Source organism: Streptomyces violaceoruber, from assembly GCF_033406955.1.
In the GTDB taxonomy this organism is placed as follows: domain Bacteria; phylum Actinomycetota; class Actinomycetes; order Streptomycetales; family Streptomycetaceae; genus Streptomyces; species Streptomyces violaceoruber.
The window spans coordinates 6,086,367-6,107,928 of record NZ_CP137734.1 but is presented as its reverse complement, the minus strand read 5'-3'; the positions used below and the strand labels follow the sequence as shown (position 1 = coordinate 6,107,928).

General features: G+C 72.4%; 16 protein-coding genes and 1 pseudogene. 10 read left to right on the top strand and 7 right to left on the bottom strand.

Annotation, left to right across the window (positions count from 1 at the left end; genetic code table 11):
• The first annotated feature begins 51 nt into the window (after positions 1–51).
• From R2E43_RS27235 to R2E43_RS27220, 4 genes are all read left to right on the top strand, one after another.
• Positions 52–1,086 carry an SDR family oxidoreductase gene (locus tag R2E43_RS27235; protein ID WP_003976601.1) on the top strand — a complete coding sequence of 345 codons (1,035 nt, stop codon included), beginning with the start codon at positions 52–54 and terminating at the stop codon, positions 1,084–1,086.
• 52 nt (positions 1,087–1,138) lie between these two features.
• Positions 1,139–2,416 (top strand): sensor histidine kinase, encoded by a 1,278-nt coding sequence (locus tag R2E43_RS27230; protein ID WP_003976600.1) that lies wholly within the window; start codon positions 1,139–1,141, stop codon positions 2,414–2,416.
• A complete protein-coding gene (locus R2E43_RS27225) occupies positions 2,401–3,054 on the top strand; it encodes a response regulator transcription factor (protein WP_003976599.1) in 654 nt (217 codons plus the stop codon). The genes R2E43_RS27230 and R2E43_RS27225 overlap by 16 nt, the downstream gene beginning before the upstream one ends.
• Before the next feature lie 159 nt (positions 3,055–3,213).
• The gene (locus R2E43_RS27220; protein WP_016326057.1) at positions 3,214–4,719 is read left to right on the top strand and encodes a DUF1996 domain-containing protein; all 1,506 of its coding nucleotides are present in this window, start codon (positions 3,214–3,216) and stop codon (positions 4,717–4,719) included.
• A 76-nt stretch (positions 4,720–4,795) separates the two neighbouring features.
• Here R2E43_RS27220 and R2E43_RS27215 read toward each other — a convergent pair whose 3' ends face one another.
• Positions 4,796–5,242, bottom strand: coding sequence for a lipoprotein (locus R2E43_RS27215; protein WP_003976597.1), 447 nt, complete (start codon positions 5,240–5,242; stop codon positions 4,796–4,798).
• A gap of 158 nt (positions 5,243–5,400) precedes the next feature.
• Between R2E43_RS27215 and R2E43_RS27210 the strand changes: the two genes are divergently transcribed.
• From R2E43_RS27210 to R2E43_RS27185, 6 genes and pseudogenes are all read left to right on the top strand, one after another.
• Complete coding sequence (locus R2E43_RS27210; protein WP_332056661.1) at positions 5,401–5,886, top strand: tetratricopeptide repeat protein; 486 nt, start codon at positions 5,401–5,403, stop codon at positions 5,884–5,886.
• A gap of 67 nt (positions 5,887–5,953) precedes the next feature.
• Positions 5,954–7,885 (top strand): hypothetical protein, encoded by a 1,932-nt coding sequence (locus tag R2E43_RS27205; RefSeq protein WP_011028207.1) that lies wholly within the window; start codon positions 5,954–5,956, stop codon positions 7,883–7,885.
• 103 nt (positions 7,886–7,988) lie between these two features.
• Positions 7,989–8,824: pseudogene (locus R2E43_RS27200) on the top strand (metal-dependent hydrolase).
• Positions 8,821–9,915, top strand: a complete 1,095-nt coding sequence (locus tag R2E43_RS27195; RefSeq protein WP_011028209.1) for a PDR/VanB family oxidoreductase — start codon at positions 8,821–8,823, stop codon at positions 9,913–9,915. Before R2E43_RS27200 ends, R2E43_RS27195 begins: the two are co-directional and overlap by 4 nt.
• Before the next feature lie 66 nt (positions 9,916–9,981).
• On the top strand, positions 9,982–10,674 hold the full coding sequence (locus tag R2E43_RS27190) for a TetR/AcrR family transcriptional regulator (protein ID WP_003976592.1): 693 nt from the start codon (positions 9,982–9,984) through the stop codon (positions 10,672–10,674).
• Complete coding sequence (locus R2E43_RS27185) at positions 10,671–11,135, top strand: hypothetical protein (protein WP_011028210.1); 465 nt, start codon at positions 10,671–10,673, stop codon at positions 11,133–11,135. The genes R2E43_RS27190 and R2E43_RS27185 overlap by 4 nt, the downstream gene beginning before the upstream one ends.
• Before the next feature lie 18 nt (positions 11,136–11,153).
• Here R2E43_RS27185 and R2E43_RS27180 read toward each other — a convergent pair whose 3' ends face one another.
• From R2E43_RS27180 to R2E43_RS27155, 6 genes are all read right to left on the bottom strand, one after another.
• Positions 11,154–11,513, bottom strand: coding sequence for a 5-carboxymethyl-2-hydroxymuconate Delta-isomerase (locus R2E43_RS27180; protein ID WP_003976590.1), 360 nt, complete (start codon positions 11,511–11,513; stop codon positions 11,154–11,156).
• A 55-nt stretch (positions 11,514–11,568) separates the two neighbouring features.
• Positions 11,569–16,983 (bottom strand): pullulanase-type alpha-1,6-glucosidase, encoded by a 5,415-nt coding sequence (pulA, locus tag R2E43_RS27175; RefSeq protein WP_332056660.1) that lies wholly within the window; start codon positions 16,981–16,983, stop codon positions 11,569–11,571.
• A 107-nt stretch (positions 16,984–17,090) separates the two neighbouring features.
• Complete coding sequence (locus R2E43_RS27170; protein ID WP_332056659.1) at positions 17,091–17,651, bottom strand: GNAT family N-acetyltransferase; 561 nt, start codon at positions 17,649–17,651, stop codon at positions 17,091–17,093.
• 91 nt (positions 17,652–17,742) lie between these two features.
• Positions 17,743–19,425: a glycoside hydrolase family 13 protein gene (locus tag R2E43_RS27165; RefSeq protein ID WP_003976586.1), complete on the bottom strand. Its 1,683-nt coding sequence runs from the start codon at positions 19,423–19,425 to the stop codon at positions 17,743–17,745.
• A gap of 136 nt (positions 19,426–19,561) precedes the next feature.
• Positions 19,562–20,473, bottom strand: a complete 912-nt coding sequence (locus R2E43_RS27160; RefSeq protein WP_319130286.1) for a sugar ABC transporter permease — start codon at positions 20,471–20,473, stop codon at positions 19,562–19,564.
• 13 nt (positions 20,474–20,486) lie between these two features.
• Positions 20,487–21,491, bottom strand: coding sequence for a carbohydrate ABC transporter permease (locus R2E43_RS27155; protein WP_003976584.1), 1,005 nt, complete (start codon positions 21,489–21,491; stop codon positions 20,487–20,489).
• Between the last annotated feature and the right edge of the window lie 71 nt (positions 21,492–21,562).

The following is a 21,562-nucleotide window of genomic DNA, read 5'->3' as shown; positions in this document are numbered from 1 at the left end:
CGACGGCAGAGCGGCGTTCCCTCCGGCCGCCGCGCCCGGCACAGTGGCGGCATGAGGCTACTGGTGCTGGGCGGTACGGAGTTCGTGGGGCGGTCCGTGGTCGAGGCGGCGCTCGGACGCGGCTGGGAGGTGACCGTCCTGCACCGCGGACGGCACGCCCCGCCCCCCGGAGCGCGGGCGCTGCACGGCGACCGCACCGCGCCCGACGGGCTCACCGCCCTGACCGGGGCCGAGGACACGTGGGACGCCGTCGTCGACACCTGGTCGGCGGCGCCCCGCGCGGTGCGGGACGCGGCCCGGCTGCTGCGGCAGCGCGCCGGACGGTACGTGTACGTGTCGAGCTGCTCGGTGTACGCCTGGGCCCCGCCCGCCGGGTACGCCGAGGACGCCCCGCTCGTCGAGGGCGCCTCGGCGGACGCCGGGCAGCGCGACTACGCCCGCGACAAGCGGGGCGCCGAGCTGGCCGTGCTGGACGCCTTCGGCGCGGACCGCTCGGTGCTCGTGCGGGCCGGGCTGATCCTCGGCCCCTACGAGAACGTCGGCCGCCTGCCCTGGTGGCTGAACCGCCTGGCCCGCGGCGGCCCGGTCCTCGCGCCGGGCCCACGGGACCTGCCCCTGCAGTACATCGACGTACGTGACCTCGCCGACTGGGTGCTCGGCGCGGTGGAGCGGGAGCTGAGCGGGCCGTACAACCTGGTCTCCCCGCCGGGGCACACCACGATGGGCGGCCTGCTCGAAGCCTGCGCGACGGTGACGGGCGGCACCGCGGAGCTGCGCTGGACCTCCCCGGAGACCGTCCTCGCCGCCGGCATCGAGCCGTGGGTGCAGCTGCCGGTGTGGACGCCCCCGGGCAGCGACCTGCACGACGCGCTGCACACCGCGGACGTCTCCCGGGCCCTGGCGACGGGCCTGGTCTGCCGGCCCGCCCGCGACACCGCGGCCGGCACCTGGACCTGGCTGCGGAACCTCGGCGGCACGGCACCCCGACGCCCGGACCGGCCACCGGTCGGCCTGGACCCGGAGACGGAGGCGAAGGTCCTCGCCGCCGACGGACCCGGCGGGGGTGTATCTGACACCACCCCGTGATCGGGGTGCCCGGCCCCGTGCCCCGTGCCGTCGCCTCGGCGAGACTGACGCCATGAGCATCGAGACGCAGAGCAGCACACAGGGGCCACGGACACGGGGGCGAGCGGGGAACGTCGCCCTGTCGGGCGCACGGGGACTGGCGCTCATGTTCATCTCCCTGCCCGGCGCGGTGATCTGCTTCTGTTTCACCCTCGTCTCCATCGCCCTGATCCCGATCGGCGTCGGCATCGTCACCACGCCGTGGGTGCTGGCGGGGGTACGGTCCTTCGCGGACCGGCGGCGGCTGCTCGCCGCCGAGTGGGGCGGGGTGCGGATCCCGCGGGCGTACCGGCCGCTGCCCGAGGACGCCAATCCGTGGGCCCGCACCTTCGGGATGCTCCGTGACCCGGCGACCTGGCGGGACATCCGGTGGCTGCCGGTCGACATGACGGCGGGCTTCGTCACCGCGCTGGTCGCCTTCGCCCTGCCGCTCTACCCGCTGGAGGGCTTCGCCATCGCGGCCGGGCTGTGGCGGGTGCTGCCCGACGGGTACTGGTACGGCTTCGTCAAGGTCACCGACCAGACCTCCGCCTTCTACGCCGCCGGGCTGGGCGCCGTACTCCTCGTCGCCGCCCTCTGGCTCGCCCCGCTGCTGCTGCGCGCCCACTTCCGGCTCACCGGTGCGGTGCTCGGCTCCGGCCAGGGCGAACTCGCCGAGCGGGTGCGGGTGCTGACCGAGACCCGGCGCGACGCCGTCGACACCTCCGCCGCCGAACTGCGCCGCATCGAGCGGGACCTGCACGACGGGGCGCAGGCCCGGCTGGTCGCCATGGGCATGGACCTGGGCACCGTCGAGGCGCTGCTGGAGAAGGACCCGGACAAGGCCAGGGAACTGCTCGCACAGGCCCGGCGGTCCTCCGCCGACGCCCTGACCGAGCTGCGCGAACTGGTGCGCGGCATCCACCCGCCGGTGCTCGCCGAACGCGGCCTGGGCGACGCGGTGCGGGCCCTGGCGCTGCGGCTGCCCGTCACCATCGAGGTGGAGGTGGACCTGCCCGGCCGCGCCGAGGCACCCGTGGAGTCGGCCGCGTACTTCGCGGTCAGCGAGATCCTCACCAACGCCGTGAAGCACTCCGGCGCCGACCGGATCTGGATCGACATCCACCACGGCGAGGGGCTGCTGCGCGTCTCCGTCACCGACAACGGCAAGGGCGGTGCGTCGATCGGAGCGGGCTCGGGCCTGGCCGGGGTGGAGCGCCGACTGGGTACATTCGACGGCGTCCTGGCCGTCAGCTCGCCCGCGGGCGGCCCCACCATGGTCACCATGGAGATCCCTTGCGTGTTGTCCTAGCCGAAGACCTGTTCCTGCTGCGCGACGGACTGGTCCGGCTCCTGGAGGCCCACGACTTCGAGATCGCCGCGGCCGTCGAGACCGGCCCCGAGCTGTCCCGGGCCCTGGCCGAACTGCGGCCGGACGTCGCCGTGGTCGACGTGCGGCTGCCGCCCACTCTCACCGACGAGGGCCTGCAGTGCGCGTTGCAGGCCCGCCGCGACCGGCCCGGACTGCCGGTGCTGGTCCTCTCCCAGCACGTGGAACAGCTGTACGCGCGCGAGCTGCTGGCCGACGGGACCGGCGGGGTGGGCTACCTGCTCAAGGACCGGGTGTTCGACGCGGAGCAGTTCGTGGACGCCGTACGGCGGGTGGCGTCGGGCGGTACGGCGATGGACCCGCAGGTCATCCAGCAGCTGCTCAGCCGGCGCGCGGCGGAGGACCGGCCGCTGGAGCGGCTCACCCCCCGCGAGCTGGAGGTGCTGGAGCTGATGGCGCAGGGCCGGACCAACGCGGCGATCGCGGGCAGGCTCGTCGTCACCGAGCGGGCGATCGCGAAGCACACGGCGAACATCTTCGCGAAGCTGAGTCTGGAGGTCTCGGACGACGACAACCGCCGTGTCCTGGCGGTTCTGGCGTATCTGGACCGCGGCCGCTGACCCTGTGACGCGTCCCGGGGGCCCCACCGGCCCCAGCAATTCGCACGTCGGATGAACACCTCTGGAGCGGCTTCCGTATGGATGGGAGCCGCTTCACTCCTGTCGGGCGCCCTCGATGCCCCGCAAGCGATGCCCCCGCAAGGAAGTTTGAGGAGTTCCATGGGACGCAACACAAGAAAACGCCGTACACCGCTGGCGACCAAGATCGTAGCCGGGGCGGCGGCCCTGGCGGTCGGCGGGGGCGGGCTGGTCTGGGCCAACTTCTACGCTTCGGCGCACGAGGATCACGGGGGTCACAACCGGACCAGGTCGGCCGGCGCGCAGGTCGCGACGATCGACTGCCCCGACGTCGGCCAGAAGATCCGTGACGTGCCGGACCGGGCGCGCGGGGAGGTGGACGGCGAACTGGCCACGATGGACAGCCAGATCACCAACGCCTACCAGCGCCTGGCCACCACCCGGCGGGCGCAGGCGGGTGACTCGCAGTTCGTCCAGAACACCATTCTGGGCCCGCTCAAGGACCGGCGGAAGGCGATCATCGACCGGATCCAGCTGGAGATCAACCGGGCCGGCGGCAAGGCCGACGACAACCTGGACGAGCTGGCGGGCTGCCAGGGACGTCCCGCGGACCAGCAGAACGGCGGCGGCCAGAACGGCGGCCAGGACGACGGCGGTCAGGACGACGGCCAGAACGGCGGCGGTCAGGACCAGGAGGGCAACGACGACAACGGCAACGGCGTCGCGGGCCCGGTCGCCGAGGACTTCGTCGACATCAACGACGTCCGGCCGAACTCCCGCGACAGCCGCAACGGTCTGGCCGCCGACGGCGACGGCGGTTCCACCGGCAGCTTCACCACGGACTGCGGCGTCAACGAGAACAACCTGTTCAACAGCGACAACCTGATCGCCGCCCCGGGTGTCGACAACGGCGCGCACCACACGCACGACTACGTCGGCAACCAGGACAACGACGCCTTCTCCAGCGACGAGGATCTCGCCAACGCGGACACCTCGTGCCAGAACCAGGGCGACAAGTCCACCTACTACTGGCCGGTGCTGCGCCTCCAGGACGGTACGCAGGAGTTCGACGCCAACGACCAGGGCGGTGGCGCCGAGGGCAACATCGGCAAGATCCTCAAGCCGGCCGAGGCCCAGATCAGGTTCGTCGGCAGCCGGCAGGGCGACGTGGTCGCGATGCCGAAGTTCCTGCGCGTCATCACCGGTGACGCCAAGTCCTTCACCAACGGTGACGCCAACGCCAACAGCTCGTGGAGCTGCTCCGGCTTCGAGGACCGGCAGGTGACGGACAAGTACCCGCTGTGCCCCGAGGGCAGCCAGGTGCTGCGCACGGTCAACTTCCAGAGCTGCTGGGACGGCCAGAACATCGACAGCGCCAACCACCGGGACCACATGGCGTTCGTCCAGGAGGACGGCAGCTGCGCGAACGGCTTCCAGGCCGTGCCCCAGCTCCAGATCCGCCTCGCGTACGACATCCCCGCCCCGACCGTCGAGAACGGCCAGGTGCGGAACCCGTACGCCGTGGACAGCTTCCCGGAGCAGTTGCACAAGCCGATCACGGATCACAACGACTTCATCAACGTCATGGACGAGAACCTGATGAACGAGGTGGTCGACTGCATCAACCGCGGCGAGGACTGCCAGTAGCGGTACCGGCCCGGTGGCAAGGAGGGGGCCGGTGGCGGATGTCCGTCACCGGCCCCCTTCGCGCGTCCGCGTCCGGTCAGCCGGAATGCCCGGCGTGCTCGCCGTGCCCGGCCGGGTGCCCGGCGCCGCCGCCCCCGTGCTGGACGCCCTGCTCCAGGGTTCCGCCGAGGGTGCCGCGCAGGTCGGCCACCACGTCCTCGTGGCCGACGGCGACCCATTTGCGGCCGACGAGGTAGTAGCCGCCGTAGTCCTTGGCCGTGTTGATCCACTCGCGCTGGCCGCGGTCGGTGGAGAAGGTGGCCAGGACGTACTTCCCGGCGCCCTTTCCGCACAGGGCCTGGCGGATGGTGTCGGCGTCGGTCTGCATGTCCGGGGTGCACTCGGCCTCGGCGGCCAGGTGTTCCAGGCTGCCGGTCGCCGTCGCGGGCACGGTGTCCGCACCGTCCCCGCCGGCGCCGCAGCCCGTCAGCGCCAGCACCGCCGCCAGGGCGGCCGGTGCGAGCATCGGTCGGGTCAGCCTCATGTGTTCCTCCGGTCCGCTGGGGCGACATGCCGCACGGAGCCCCGGCGAGGGGCCCCGTCATCGATACGGGCGCGGGGCGCGAAGTACTCAGGAGTCCGGGTGCCGTTGTGCGGTCGCCGTGCGAGAGTGGGCCCGTGGACCAGGACTGGGAAGAGCGTGTGAGAGCCGCCTGGGCGGCGTTCGACGACTACGCCGAGGAGGACGCGGCCGACTTCCGGGCGGTCGTCGACGCCCTCGCCGACGAGTTGCCCGCGGACAGCCCCCTCGGCCTGTTCGAGCGGGCCTGCGCCTGGGACTCCACGGGCCACTCCGACCGGGCCGTGCCGCTGTACCGCGAGGCGCTGAAGCGCGGGCTCGGCGAGGCGAGCGCCTACAAGGGGCGGCGGGCGAAGATCCAGCTCTCCAGCTCGCTGCGGAACACCGGGCACCCGGAGGAGGGCGTGAAGCTGCTCTCGCCGGAACTGGTCGCCCCGTCGGACGAGTTGGACGACGCCGTGCGCGCCACGCTCGCGCTCTGCCTGTCGAGCATGGGCCGCGACCGCGAGGGCCTTTCCCTGGTGCTCGGCGCGCTGGCACCCCATCTGCCGCGCTACCAGAGGTCGATGGCCACCTACGCGCGGCTGCTGGTGGAACCGGAGGAATAGCGCACCCCCGCACCCCGGGGCGGCGCTCGTACGGTGACCATCGCCCCGTTCGCTCGTTCTGCTGAACGTGCAGCCACAGGATGTCGCCCCGCGCCCCGCACCGTCCTCCGCCTCCTCGGCCGACCCGGTCGTCGACGTCGAGCAGGCCGAGGCCGCGCTCGTCGAGCACTATCCGCGTCTGGCGCGGCTGGCCTATCTGGTGCTGCCGCCGGGCCTCGGCCGGGGCCGCCGCGTCCTGTCCGCGCACGCCCTCACCCAGCGCGCCCTGCCCCGCAACCGGACGACCACGCCGGTGATCCCGGCCCAGTCGACCGGCCGCGAGGTCGACCCCGGGTACGCGCTGGTCCGGCTGCGGGTGGTGCGTACGGCGCTGGAGGCGGGGCTCCCGTTGCGTCGGCGGGCGTGGCCCCGGCGGTCCCAGTTGCCGCCGCTGCTGCCCCACGTCAGGGGCCTCAAGCTCTTCCCGCGCTCGGGCGGCGCGGACGAACTCGCCCTGGACCAGCGGCTGTCCGCGCTCTCCGGGCCGGGCCGGGCGGCGTACGTGCTGCGCGGTCTCGAGCGGCTCCCCGACGACGGGGTGCGGCAGGTGCTGCGGGCCGCCGGCGTCGCCGACCCGGACGCCGCACTGCGCGAGGCCGACGGGGTGCCCGGTCAGTACGGGCTGCTCGGCTCCCCCGAGTTCGACCCCTGCTCGTTGCAGGCGCGGCCGACCGATCTGCTGCGCCGGCGGCAGCACACGAAGGCCGCGCTGGTCGCGGGAGCGGCGCTGGTGGTGTGCGGGGCGCTCCTCGGCCTGCCCGGGGACGGCTGGGGCCCGGACGGTGCCGCGGCGCCGCCGTACGCGCAGAACCCGGCGGCCGAGGCCGCGCTCGATCCGGGCAGGCTGACGAAGGCCGCGCCGGCCGCCTGGGAGACGTCCGCGCGCACGGACTTCTCGGTGTGGCCGGCCCGGGGCGGCCTCACCGGCGACGAGGAGCTGCTGCGCCGCGCCCTGGCCGTCTGGGCCCGGCCCGGGGAGAGCGTGGGGGTGTCCGCGACGCCGGGGACGGCGACCGGCGGTCCGGCCGGTCCGCCGCAGCTGCTGTACGCGGGGGAGGTCGACACCGCGCGGGTGGTGGTCCTGCACGACGGTCTGCGCCTGGTCCGGTACGCGGAGCCGAAGGACGGTTCCGCCGGTGCCGCCCTGGACTTCGCGCGGACCGACGGGGCCGGCCGGGCCGCGGCGACCGCGGTGGTGCTGGGTCGCGCCGACGGCAACGTGCGGTATCTGACGGCGCCCTGGGTGACGAAGGCGGCGGCGCGCGATCTCGTCGAGCCGGACTCCGGGGCCAGGGAGCTGACGCTCTCCGACGGTGTGACGTCCCCGTTGGCCAGCCCGGTGCAGCAGCGGTCCGGGGCCTGCACGTCGTGGAACGCGCTGGAGCTGACCGACGGTTCGGACACCCGGGTGGTGACCGACCTGGGCGAGCTGGTGCCGGCCCGGCTCACCACCGGGCGTCCCGGTGCGGCGAAGGACGCCTCGGGGGCGAAGGCGCTGGACGCCTGGGCGCCGTACGCGTGCTCGCTGGGCGCGGTGCGCGGGCAGGGGGTGCGGTCGGTGAACGCCTGGGAGTTCGCGACGCAGCCGCTGCCCGACGGGACGGGGTCGGGCGCCTGGGTGTGCACCCGCGCCGAGACCTGGCGCGGCGAGGGGGCCCGGGTACTGGCGCAGTTCCGGACGCCGGGCGGCGTGCAGGGCGCGGTGGCGGCGAAGGCGCAGGACGTGCCGGCCTGCGGCGAGCGTGATCCGCAGGTGCTGGCCGGGGTGCTGTGGAAGTCGGAGGGCGGGCACTGGTACCTGCTGGCGGCGGGCGGCCCCGACACCGAGTCGATCGAGGCCACGGGCGGCATCAGCGACTCCGCCGACGGCAACCTGCTGACCGCCAAGGCCGAGCAGGGCGCGCGGGCCGAGCTGAAGGGCACGCTGGGCGGCGGGCGGACGATCGGTGGCCTGCGCTAGGGCCCGCCCTCGCGTGCTCCCTCTCCACCGCTAGCTGACACTGGCGTCAACAAGTACCGGCAGGAGGGTTCCGCCGGACCGTACCCGTCAGTACATTGACGCCATGTCTAACAAGCATGTCCCGCTCAAGGCGCGGAAGGTGTCCTTCGCCTGGGAGGACACCCCGCTGCACTGCCCGCCGGGGAGCGGTGGTTCGTGCACGTCTACAAGCAGGTCCTGCCGTACATCCGGGACGAGCGGCTGCGCGAGGACGTCATCGGGTTCATCGGGCAGGAGGCGATGCACTCCCAGGCCCACGACGAGGTGCTGCCGCACCTGCGGGACCAGGGTCTCGATCCGACGCCGTACACCGCGCAGGTCGACTGGCTCTTCGAGAAGCTGCTCGGCGACCGCACCCTGCCGCCGGGCCGCCCGCTCCGCTGGTGGCTGATGGAGCGGGTGGCGCTGATCGCGGCCATCGAGCACTACACGGCCTTCCTCGGCGACTGGGTGCTGAACGCCGAGGCGCTCGACCGGCGGGGCGCCGATCCGACCATGCTGGACCTGCTGCGCTGGCACGGCGCCGAGGAGGTCGAGCACCGGTCCGTCGCCTTCGACCTGTTCGTGCACGTGGACGGGGACTACGCGCGGCGGGTGCGGACCTGGGCGACCGCGTTCGCCGCGCTGGTGTTCCTCTGGCAGCGCGGGACCCGGTTCTTCATGGCGAACGACCCGACGCTCGTCGACGGCAGGGCCACCTTCCGGGACTTCCACCGGCGCGGCCGGCAGGGCCTGCTGCCGTCCACCGGCGCGATCACCCGTTCCATACCCGGCTATCTGAGCCGCGCCTACCACCCGTCCAAGGAGTGCTCCACCGAGCAGGCCGTCGCCTACCTCGCCACCTCCCCCGCCGCCGTGGCCGCCTCGGCCGCCGAGAAGTCCCAGGAAGGTGCCGCATGAGCCCGAACCCGAGCCCGAGGCCGACTCCGAAGCGGACGACGGCCCTGCTCCTCGCCGCCGGTACGGCCGGTGCCGCGCTCGTCGTCCGCCGGGCGCTGCGGCGCCGCGTCCAGGGCTCGCCGCTGTGGCCGCTGCCCGCGCTGGACCCGCCGGTCTCCGGGCGGCCCCGCTCCCGCGCGCTGACGCTGCTGGTGACCGCGCACGAGCGGCTGGCCGACGGGGTGGTGCGGCTGCGCCTGGAGGGGACCGACCTGCCGCGCTGGGAGCCGGGCGCCCACCTGGACCTGGTGCTGCCCTCGGGGCTGGTACGGCAGTACTCGCTGTGCGGCGACCCGGAGGACACCTCGTCGTACACCGTGGCCGCGCGGCTGGTCGAGGACGGGCGGGGCGGCTCGCGCGAGGTGCACGAGCAGGTGCAGGAGGGCACCGAACTGGAGGTGCGCGGACCGCGCAACCGCTTCCCGCTGGTCGAAGCGCCCGCCTACGCGTTCGTCGCCGGGGGCATCGGCATCACGCCCCTGCTGCCGATGCTGCGGGCCCTGCCCGAGGGCACCGACTGGCGGCTGCTGTACGGCGGGCGGACGCGGGCGTCGATGCCGTTCCTGGAGGAGATCGAGAAGCTGGACCCGGACGGCGGGAGGGTCGTCCTCGTCGCCGAGGACGAGGACGGGCGGCCCGGGCTCGACGCCTTCCTGGCGGACCTGCCCGAGGGCGCGGCCGTGTACTGCTGCGGTCCGGAGGGCCTGATGGCGGCCGTGGAGGAACGCCTCCCGGCGGGCGCCGCACTGCACCTGGAGCGGTTCGCGCCGCGTACGACGGCCGACGGCGACGCGGAGTTCGAGGTGGAGCTGCGCCGCAGCGGGCGCACCCTGACCGTGCCCGGCGACTCCTCGGTGCTGGCCGCCGTGCGCACCGAGCTGCCGAACACCCCGTACTCCTGCGAGCAGGGCTGGTGCGGGACCTGCCAACAGAAGGTGCTGGAGGGCGAGATCGACCACCGGGACGAGTTGCTGACCGACTCGGAGCGCGGCGACTCGATGCTCATCTGCGTGTCCCGGTGCCTCGGCACCCGGCTCGTGCTCGACATGTGAACGCCGATGAAGGCCGATGCCCGGTCCGGCCCGTTCGGGGCCGGATTCGATCGGTAAGGTGTTCGTATGACTACCGGGGTGCGCCGCAGAATGGGCGTCGAGGAGCGACGGCAGCAGCTGATCGGCGTCGCGCTCGATCTGTTCAGCCGCCGCTCGCCCGACGAGGTCTCGATCGATGAGATAGCGTCGGCGGCGGGCATCTCGCGCCCGCTGGTCTACCACTACTTCCCCGGCAAACTCAGCCTGTACGAGGCCGCGTTGCAGCGTGCCTCGGACGATCTGGCGGACCGGTTCGTGGAGCCGCGCCAGGGCCCGCTGGGCGCGCGGCTGCTGCGCGTGATGGGCCGCTACTTCGACTTCGTCGACGAGCACGGCCCGGGTTTCTCGGCCCTGATGCGCGGCGGCCCGGCCGTGGGCTCGACCACGACCAACGCGCTGGTGGACTCCGTACGGCAGGCCGCGTATGTCCAGATCCTTTCGCACCTGGACGTCACCGAGCCGCCCGCGCGGCTGGAACTGGTCGTCCGCTCCTGGATCTCGCTCGCCGAGTCGACCGCGCTGCTCTGGCTGGACGGGCGCCGCATCCCGCGCGCCGAGCTGGAGACGCAGCTCGTGCACGACTTCGCCGCCCTGATGGCGGTGAGCGCCGCCTACGACGAGGAGATGGGCGCCCTCGTCCGCCGGGTCCTGGCCGACGAGCCGGAGGACGGCCCGTTCGGGGACCTGGTGGACCGGCTGCTCGCGCTGTCGGCCCGGTGAGCACCGCGCCGGCGTGGGGGCTGGTCGTGGAGACGACCATGGGCACCGGGGAGCGCAAGCACACGGAGGCCCAGGTGGTGGCGCACGTCGCCGGGTCCCGCGAGGAGGCGCTCGCGGAGCTGGAGCGGCGGGCGCGGAGCTACTCCCCGCCCCACCCGCTCAGTCCCCGGCGCCGTCGCCTGCTGCGGGTCGGCGACGGGTTCCTGCTCGTCGTGGACGGGGCCTGGCAGTCGTTCGTCACCCGGTTCACGGTGGCGGAGCTGCTGACGGACTCCGCGGCCCCGCGGGCACCCGAGCCGGAGCCGGAACCCCGGCCCGAGCCGGCACCCGAGGCCGAGGCGGCCCCGGAGCCGGTGGCCGCGGCGGCCCCGACCGCCCCCGCCGACGCGCGGGGGCCCGAGCTGGACGCGGACGGGGTGCCGGTGCGGCCGGCCTGGCTGGGCCGCCGCGACCTGCCGTGAGGCCCGGCGCCCGTCCGGCTACTCGGTCTCGAACTTCCGGTACGACGGGTCCAGGTCGCGGACCTCGGCGGAGGCGTGCAGGGCGAGGCCGTCGCCCGGCTTGGCGTACTGCCGCAGCAGTTCCAGGACGGCCTCGGTCAGCCGCACCTTGGTCTCGTCGGTGCGGCCGGCGAGCAGCCCGAGCGTGACGTGCACGACGGCGTGCCCCTCGGCGTCGGGGCCGACCACGGTGTCCTCGGTGCGGCGGAACTGGGTCTTGCAGGCCGGCGGCTTCGCGGCCGCGATCTCGACGACGGCCTCGTGCAGGGCCCGCGCGAAGCCGGGCCGGTCGAAGTCGCCGGCGAGCCGGCCGGAGTAGTCGACGGTGATCTGCGGCATGAGCCCTCCCGTTGTGTGAACAGCAGGGCTCACCCTAACCGCAGACCTGGCGCCGTCAGCCGGCCCGCTGGAAGACGGCGACCGTACGGGCCGGCACGGTGAACGTGCCGGTCTTCGCCGCGTACGCCGACTCCTTCACCACCGCGTCCGCGCCCGCCGCCTGCACCGGGTGCAGGCGGTAACCGGTCCCGGCCGCGGCGCCGACGCGCTGCTCCTGCCGCTCGGGCGTGGCGTTGAAGACGACCACGAGGTCCCCGAGGCGCATGGTGATCACGCCGGGGGTCTCGTCCTCGCCGGAGAGCGGGAAGGAGAGCCGGGACTGCACCCGCGCCGCCGTGGCGAGGGAGAAGTCCTGCTCACCGCTGCGGATCCTCAGCAGGTCCCGGTACGCCGCCGAGGCGCCGGTGATCTGCGGGCAGCCGACCTCGACCGCGCCCAGCAGGGGCTTGGCGTAGGGCCACTTGTCCTGGTTGTCGGCGGCGGGCGGCAGGCCCCGGCCGAAGCCGTTGCCGTCGGCGCAGTTCCAGTGCAGGGCGTTGAACCAGTCACCGCTGTCGTAGGAGTTGCGGTCCAGCGACTTGGAGCGCAGCAGGTCGGTGCCCGCCTGGGAGAGCGCCGGTCCCTGCGAGAGGGTGGCGGTCGCCATGGCGAGGACCTGCATGCGGGCCCGGTCGTCGGCGGAGGTGTCCTTGGGCAGCTTGAAGGTGAGCGCGTCGAAGAGGGACTCGTTGTCGTGCGCGTCGGCATAGGCGAGGGCGTCGCCGGGTGCCGCCGCGTATCCGGCGGGGGCGCCGTTGTAGTCGACCTCGGAGCCCTTGACCTCCTTGCCGTGGGTGTCGGTGAAGGAGTAGTCGGCGAGGTTGCCGGTCAGCCCGACCTTGATCAGGTCCTGGTAGTGCAGCAGGCGGGCCTTCTGCTCGGCCTCGGTGCCGTTGGCCGTCGAGGAGTTCGGGTCGGTGTAGAGGCCGGAGGCGAAGCCCTGGACGCCGGGGTCCTCGTCGAAGGGGCCGCCGCCGCGCACGGCGTCGCGGGCCCGGTCGGAGAAGGTGGCGATGCCGGTGCCGGCCATGTTCTTCTGGGTGGCCTGGACGAAGCGCGCGTCGTCGGCGACCTCGCCGAAGTTCCAGCCCTCGCCGTACAGGACGATCTTCTTGCCGTCGACGCCGTCCTTCCTGAGCGTCAGCTCGTCCAGCGCCTTCCTGACCGCGAGGATGTTGGCCTTCGGGTGGTGGCCCATGAGGTCGAAGCGGAAGCCGTCGACCTTGTACTCCTTGGCCCAGGTGACGACCGAGTCGACGACGAGCTTGCCCATCATGGCGTTCTCGGTGGCGGTGTTCGAGCAGCAGGTGCTGTTGGCCACCGACCCGTCGGCGAGCAGCCGCTGGTAGTAGCCGGGCACGATCCGGTCGAGGACGCTGGTCTTGGCCTGGCCGCTCGCGGCCGTGTGGTTGTAGACGACGTCCATGACGACGCGCAGGCCGTCCTCGTTGAGGGCCTTGACCATCTTGCGGAACTCGACGGTGCGCTCGGTGCCGTCCGGGTCGGTGGCGTAGGAACCCTCGGGGACCGTGTAGTGGTACGGGTCGTAGCCCCAGTTGAAGGCGTCCTTGGCGGCGGCCTTCGTCACGCACTCCTGCTGCTTCTCGGAGCCGGCCGGGAGGGCGGCGAGGTCGCAGTCGGGCGTCGTCTGCTCGGACTTCCTCTCGGGGATGGTGGCGATGTCGAAGGCGGGCAGCAGGTGCACGTAGGAGGTACCGGCCTCGGCCAGCTCGCGCAGGTGCCTGGAGCCGTCGCTCTTCTTGTCGGTGAAGGCGAGGTAGGTGCCCCGGTGGTCCGCGTCGGCGGTCCGGTCGGCGACGGAGAAGTCGCGGATGTGCAGTTCCTGGATCTGTGCGTCCTGCAGCGGTACGGCCTCGGGCTTGCGGTAGTGCTCCCAGCCGCGCGGGGCGAGGGAGCGGTCGTCCAGGTCGACGACGAGGCTGCGCTCGGAGTCGGTGGTCAGGGCGAGGGAGTAGGGGTCGGTGACCTTGTTGGTGACGACCTCGCCCGCGGTGGGCGCCCAGACCTTCACGGCGTACCGGTAGGCCTTGCCCTTCCAGGACTTCGGGCCGGTGACGGACCAGACGCCGGTGGCGTCGTCGCGGCGCATCCGCACGGTGCGGTCGCCGATCTCCAGCTTCACGTCCTGCGCGGTCGGCGCCCACACGGAGAGGGTGGGCCGCCCGTGCCGGAAGACCGGGCCGAGGTCGGCCCTGGTCGCCCGGTCCGCGTACAGGTCGTCCAGGGCGCCCGCGGTCTGTACGCCCGTCGCGGCGAGCAGGGCGCCGGTGGCGGTGCGCTGGGCGGCGACGACCTGGCCGCGCAGGGCCTCGCGGACCCGGTCGCGGTCGCGCGGGTCGACGGACCAGGCGGTGGACTCCTTCAGGTGCGGGAACTTCGCCTTCTGGGCGTCGGTGAGGGCGCTCTTGGTGAGGCGGAGCCACTGCTGGTCGTCGCCGGTGAGCCGGCCGCCTTCGGCGGTGATGGAGCCGGTGCGGGAGGCGAGCAGCTGGGTGGAGGCGGCGCCGTCGGAGCCGTTCCAGGCGACGGTGTTCCGGTCGATCCAGACCGCCTTGGAAGTGGTGAGGTCCACGGCCGCCGCCGAGCCCGCGGGCTGCGGCAGCAGGTGGTCCTCCTGCCCGCTCAGCAGCCACACCTCGTGGCCGTCGGCCTTGAGGTCCAGGGCCTGGTCGGTGGGCAGGTCCTTCTCGTCGCCCTTGTGGACGATGTAGCTGAGGCTGCTCGCGCCGTCGGTGAGGGGCACCTCGAAGACCGCGCCGTAGGGGTCGGTCCTGACCGGCTGGAGGGGCTTGGCCCAGTCGGTGGGGTTCGCGGCGTCGCCCCAGACGTGCAGGCCCCAGCCGTCGTAGTTCCCGTCGGCGCGCTTGTAGTGCAGTACGGCCTTGGTGGTGTCCTGGGCGGGGTACTCGGGCCGCTCGGTGACGAGCTGCTCCTCGCCCTGCTCGATCCACACCTCGCCGGTCTCGGTGACGTCGATGGTGCGGTCGGCGGCGACGTCCTTGTTGCCGTCCTTGTCGATGACGAGGAAGCCGACGGTGGAGGCGCCGGGCTTGAGCTTGACGTAGGCGAAGGCGCCGTAGGCGTCCCGGCCGGTGAAGGGGTGGGTGCCGGGCCAGGTGGTGGCCTCGCCGTCGGCGAGGTCGCCCCAGGCGTACAGGCCCCAGTCGTCGTAGTTCCCGTCGGCGCGCTTGTAATGGACGACCGCGTAGTCCCGGGAGGCGGCGGTGGGCACCTCCTCGGCGGGCGGGGTGCCGGTGGTGGAGGCGGCCGTGGCGCTCGCGGTGCGGCCGCCCGAGTCGACGACGACCGCCTTGTAGCGCAGGGCGGTGCCGGCCGGGGTGTCCGCGTCGACGGTGTGGGTGGCCTTGTAGGGGGCGTGGTCGGCGGTGCCGAGAGTGCGCCACTTGCCGTCGCCGGTCTGGGCGGCGAAGACGACCCGGTTGAGCTGTCCGCCCGCGACGTCGGCGCTCAGCTCGACGGTGCCGGTGGCGCCGGGGTCCGGGGCGTGCAGGCTGATCGTCGGCTCGGCGGCGGGCGCGGCGAGCCGCCCCGCGGCCTTGAGGACGACGGCCGACCGGGCCGGGACGGTGACGGTGACCTTGCTGTCGGCGCCCGACTTCACGGTGGCGTCGGTGCCGTAGAGGCCGCGGAAGGTCATGCCGGCGGAGCCGGTGGCGAAGGCGGCGCTCTTCTCGGTGCCGGCGTTGTTGAAGGCGACGACGTACTCGGTGCCGGTCTTCGCGTCGGTGCGGGAGAAGGCGTAGATCCCGGCGCCGTCGGCCGCGTAGCGCTCGGTCTGGACGCCGTCGGCGAGGGCCGGGTTGGCCTTGCGCAGCTCGGCGAGGGCGCTGATCTGCCGGTAGAGCGGGGCGCTCGTGTCGTAGGCGGCCTCGGCGTGGGTGCGGTCGGTGCCGAGCTGGTCGTCGTCGAGGTAGTCGGCGGTGCGGGAGGCGAACATCGGCTGGCGGGCGTCCTTGTCGCCGCCGGCGCCGGTGAAGCCCTGCTCGTCGCCGTAGTAGATCACCGGGTTGCCGCGGCTGAGGAACATCAGCTCGTTGGCGAGCCGGTCCTTCTTCAGCAGTTCGGCGTCGCCGGCCTCCGGAGCGTCCTGCTTCAGGAAGGTCCCGATGCGGCCCATGTCGTGGTTGCCGAGGAAGGTGACCTGCTCGTACGCGTTGGCCTTGTCGGTCGTGTACTTGTAGTCGTCGCCGAAGACCGCGGCGAGCTTCCGGGCGCTGCCGCCCTGGGAGGCGTAGGCGCGGGCCGCGTCCTGGAAGGGGAAGTCCAGGGTGGAGTCCAGGCGGCCCTGGGTGACGTAGGGCGCGGTGACGGAGGTGTCGGCGGAGTAGACCTCGCCGAACATGAAGAAGTCGTCGCGGCCCTTCTTGGCGGCGTAGGCGTCCAGCGCGGTCGCCCACTGGGTCCAGAACTCCATGTCGACGTGCTTCACGGTGTCGATCCGGAAGCCGTCGATGGCGAAGTCCTCGACCCACCGCTGGTAGATCTTCTCCATGCCGCCGACGACCTCGGGACGCTCGGTCCACAGGTCGTCGAGGCCGTTGAAGTCGCCGTAGGTGGCGGACTCGCCGGCCCAGGTGGAGTCGCCCCGGTTGTGGTACATCGCCGGGTCGTTGAGCCAGGAGGGGACCTTGAGGTTCTTCTTGGCGGCCGGGACCGTCGGGGTGCGCGGGAAGGAGCCGGAGTCCACGCGGGGGAAGCGGCGCTCGCCGTCCGCGTAGTCGGCGTCGTCGAAGGGCTGCCCGTCCTTGGTCAGGTACGGGAAGGCGCCCTTGGAGAGGTAGTCGTAGGACTTCTCCTCGTAGTCGACGACGTCGGCGGTGTGGTTGGTGATGACGTCGAAGAAGACCTTCATGCCCTTGGCGTGGGCCTTGGAGATGAGGTCCTTGAGGTCCTTGTTGGTGCCGAAGTGCGGGTCGACCTGGGTGAAGTCGGTGATCCAGTAGCCGTGGTAGCCGGCCGAGGCGTCCTTGCCGGTGCCCTGGACGGGCTGGTTCTTGAAGATGGGCGCCATCCAGATGGAGGTGGTGCCCAGCCCCTTGATGTAGTCGAGCCTCTCGGTCAGCCCCTCGAGGTCGCCGCCCTGGTAGAAGCCCTTGTCGGTGGGGTCGTAGCCGGTGGTGAGCCGGGTGCCGGTCAGGCCGCCGCGGTCGTTCCCGGCGTCCCCGTTGGCGAAGCGGTCCGGCAGGACGAAGTAGAACTGCTCACGCGTCAGGTCGTGGCGTGCGGCGGTCTTCGCCAGCTTCGCGTCGGACGGGGGCGCCGGCGGGGTGTCGGCCCGTGCGGCGAGCGGGGGAAGCAGGGCGGCGGCGAGCGCGGTCACGGTGACGGCCGCGACCCGTCTCACTCGTGCGGTACGGCGCGTGGCAGGCACCGGCCATCTCGGTATCACAGGCGTGAGCTCCTTGCGAGTACGGCTCGTTCGGGTCCGACCCCGGCGAGACCGTAACGCCGCCGCAAGACTTGCGGCAAGGGTCGTGAAAGTATCGGCAAGAACTTTCACGACCGTCGGTCGTGCCGCCGCTCGGCGTCCGGGGCGGTGGTCCACAACTCCTCGTCGTCGTGCACCTCTTCGCTCGGTTCCATGCCCAGCGACCGGGCGATCCCGGCCGACGCCCGGTGATCCGGGTGCACATGGGCCACGAATCGCGCCACTCCCCGCTGGCGCAGCCACCGCGCCATGACGGCGGCGGCCTCCTTGCCGTAGCCCTCGCCCTGGAAGTCGTGACCGACGACCCAGGCCAGCTCGGCCTCGACCCGGTCGGGGCCGGTCCGGTGGAGCGTTGCCTGCACGGTGCCGACCAGTTGGCCGTCGGTGTGCCGGCGCAGCATCCAGTTCAGCCAGCCCTGCCGGCCGTCGGGCGAGTGGCCCACGGCCTGCCGTCGATAGCGCCGCCGCAACTCCTCGCGGGTGGGCGGCGAACCGCCGATCCACCGGTGCAGGCGGACGTCGTCGAGGAAGTCCACCGCTTCGCGGGCGTGTGCGACCGTCAGGGGTTCCAGCCGCAGTCGGGCTCCCCGCAACGGGGCGGCGACCGGCCAGGAGTACGTCTCGGACATGGGGTGTGTCTACCGCACACCGGTCGCCGAGGGCCCGCCACTTCCTCGTCCGGCGAGTGGCGGGCCCTTGGGCGGTGCGGGCGGGGGAGCGTCAGGCGCGGGTCCACCACACCGTCGTGTCCGCCGGTACCTTCGCCTCGCCGGCCGCCTCGGTGATCTCCCCGCTGGCCAGCAGGACGCGTCCGTGTGCGGGCACCGCCACCGACTCGCCGGTGGTGTTGGCGACGCACACGAAGTCCCCGCGCCGGAATGCGACGACGCCCTCCGGGGCGCGCAGCCACTCGACCGCGTCGCCCGCGCCGAGGTCGGCGGTGGAGCGGCGGACGGCCAGGGCCTCGCGGTACAGCTCCAGGGTCGAGCCGGGCTCGCCGGTCTGCGCCTCGACGCTCAGCTCGCCCCAGCCCGCCGGCTGCGGCAGCCAGCTGCCGCCGTCACCGAAGCCGTACGAGGAACCCTCGCGGGTCCACGGGATCGGCACCCGGCAGCCGTCGCGGAAGCCGTCCTGGCCCGCGCCGCGGAAGTAGGCCGGGTCCTGGCGGACCTCGTCGGGCAGGTCGACGACGTCCGGGAGGCCCAGCTCCTCGCCCTGGTAGACGTAGGCCGAGCCGGGCAGGGCCAGCATGAGCAGGGTCGCGGCGCGGGCGCGGCGCAGGCCCAGGGCGCGGTCGCCGGCCAGGCGGATCTGGGTGCCGAGGCCCGCCGGGTTGGCGAAGCGGGTGGCGTGCCGGGTGACGTCGTGGTTGGACAGGACCCAGGTGGCGGGGGCGCCGACGGGACGCATGGCGTCGAGCGTCCGGTCGATGACCGTGCGCAGCTCCTCGGCGTCCCAGTGGGTGCCCAGGTACTGGAAGTTGAACGCCTGGTGCAGCTCGTCGGGGCGGACGTAGTTGGCGGTGCGCTCGACGGTCGGGGTCCACGCCTCGGCAACGAAGATGCGCTCGCCGCTGTACTCGTCGAGGATGCGCCGCCACTGGCGGTAGATCTCGTGCACGCCGTCCTGGTCGAAGAACGGCATGACATCGTTGCCCAGCAGCTTCAGCTGCTCGTGGGATCCGAGGTCGGGCAGGCCCTCCGCCTTGACCATGCCGTGGGCGACGTCGATGCGGAAGCCGTCCACGCCCATGTCCAGCCAGAACCGCAGGATGGAGCGGAACTCGTCGCCGACGGCCGGGTGCTCCCAGTTGAAGTCGGGCTGCTCGGGGGCGAACAGGTGCAGGTACCACTCCCCCGGCGTGCCGTCGGGCTCGGTGACCCGGGTCCAGGCGGGGCCGCCGAAGATGGACTCCCAGTCGTTGGGCGGCAGTTCGCCGTTCTTCCCCTTGCCGGGGCGGAAGTGGTAGCGGTCCCGGGAAGGGGAGCCGGGGCCCTCGGCCAGCGCGCGCTTGAACCACTCGTACTGGTCGGAGGAGTGGTTGGGCACCAGGTCGACGATGATGCGCAGGCCCAGCGCGTGGGCGTCGCGGATCAGCGCGTCGGCGTCCAGGAGGGTGCCGAACATGGGGTCGACGGCCCGGTAATCGGCGACGTCGTAACCGGCGTCGGCCTGCGGGGAGGCGTAGAAGGGGCTGAGCCACACGGCGTCCACGCCCAGGTCGCGCAGGTACGGCAGGCGGGTGCGGACACCCTCCAGGTCGCCCATGCCGTCGCCGTTGCTGTCGGCGAAGCTGCGCGGGTACACCTGGTAGATGACCGCGTCCCGCCACCAGTCGTGGCGCTCGGAGACGGTGGCGACGGCGGAGGTGGGGGCCGGTGCGGCGGAAGGCTGCTGGCTCATGTCGTCCTTGGTACGTAGCGAAACGAAGCGAAACGGAGCGGTACGGAGTCGAGGCGTCGGTGGCGGAGGAGGCGGCCGGCCGCGGTGCAGCGGGGTCGGATGGGCACCGCGGCCGGACGATTTCCGGGTGGGGCGGTCAGCCCTTCGTGCCGCCCGCGGTGAGGCCGGTCACCAGGTTCTTCTGCACCAGGTAGAAGAACGCGGAGACGGGTATCGCGACGAGCACGGCGGTGGCCGCCATCAGGTTGCGCTGGGCGTCGTGCTCGCTGACGAAGCTCTGGAGTCCGACGGCGAAGGTGTACTTCGTGTCGCTCAGCATGAACGTCGAGGCGAAGGCGACCTCGCCGAACGCGGTGATGAAGCTGTAGAAGCCGGCGACCGCGAGGCCCGGCCGGGCCAGCGGCAGGATCAGCCGGAAGAAGGTGCCGAACGGCGTCAGCCCGTCCACCCGCCCGGCCTCGTCGATCTCGAACGGGATGGTGTCGAAGTAGCCCTTGAGCAGCCACGCGCAGTACGGCACCGCGGTCGAGCAGTAGACGAGGATCAGGCCGAAGTAGTTGTCGATGAGCTGGAGCTTCGACAGGATCTGGTACATCGGCACGATCAGGACCGCGATGGGGAACATCTGCGTGACCAGCAGGACCCACATGAGCTTCCTGTAGCCCGGGAAGCGCATCCGCGAGACCGCGTAGCCGGTGGTGGCGGCGACCATGACGCCGATGACCGTGGTGCCCAGCGAGACGATCAGCGAGCTCTTCAGCCAGTCGAAGAAGTTGGTGTCCTGGAGCACGAACGCGTAGTTGTCGAAGGTCATCTTCGACCAGATGCGTCCGGGGTGCAGATAGTCGTTCTTGTCCGGGCCGAGGGACAGGTAGACCAGCCAGGCGACCGGGAAGAGCGCGACGAGGCTCGCGAGGGTCAGCACGCCGTGGGAGGCGAGGGACGCGGCGCGGCTGCGTTCGCCGCGGCCGCGGACCTTGCGCGGCGGCGCGGTGGGTGCGGCGATCTGCTCGGCGGGGGCCTTGGTGGGCGCGGTGCTTGTACTCATGGCGGCTCCTGCCTCAGTTCGCGAGCTGCTGCTCATTGCGGTTCAGCCAGCGGCGGTAGAAGGAGGTGAAGACGATCAGGATGGCCAGCAGCAGGATGCCGTAGGCCGCGGACTGCGCGAAGTCGCGCGGCTGCTGTCCGAAGCCGAGCTGGTACGCCCAGGTGACGAGGATCTGCGCGTCGGGGGCGGTGTTGCCGAACAGCAGGAAGATCACGGCGAACTGGTTGAAGGTCCAGATGATGCCGAGCAGGACGACCGTGGAGCTGACCGAGCGCAGACCGGGGAGCGTGACGTAGCGGAAGCGCTGCCAGGCGTTGGCGCCGTCCATCTCGGAGGCCTCGTAGAGGCTGTTGTCGATGGACTGGAGGCCGCCCAGGAGCGAGACCATCATGAACGGCACACCGCACCAGGTGTTGACCATGATCGCGGAGAAGCGCTGCCAGAAGGTGTCCTCGAGCCACGCGGGCGTCGGCAGGTGCAGCCAGTCCAGGGCGGAGTTGATGATGCCCTGGTCGGCGAGCATGAAGCGCCAGCCGAAGACGGTGACGAAGGTGGGCACGGCCCAGGGCAGGACCAGGATCAGCCGGTAGAAGGTGCGGCCGCGCAGCTTCTGGTTGAGCAGCAGGGCGAGCCCGAGGCCGATGAAGAAGTGCAGGCCGACGCAGACCGCCGTCCACACGATGGTCCAGATGAAGTGCGACCAGAAGCGGTCGTAGGCCGTCGGGCCCCACAGGATGTCGGCGTAGTTGTCCAGGCCGACGAACTTGTAGGTGGCCTCGATCTCGTTGACGCCGATGGTGCGCGCGCTGTTGAGGCTGTTGGCGTCGGTGAGGGTGAGGTAGAGGCCGTAGCCCAGCGGGTACAGCACGAGGACGCCGATCACGACGGCCACCGGCGCGATCATGGCGTAGGCGTACCAGTGCTTCTGGTAGCCGTCTTTCAGACGCCGGCCGAGGCCGGGCCGCGGGGTGCGGTCACCGCGGCGCTTGCCGGTCGCGCGGTCGATGGCGACTGTCATGGTTCGACACCTTCGGGAGCATCGGGAAGGTCAGGGGTCTGCGGTCGGGGTGCGGCGCACGGCCGGTGACC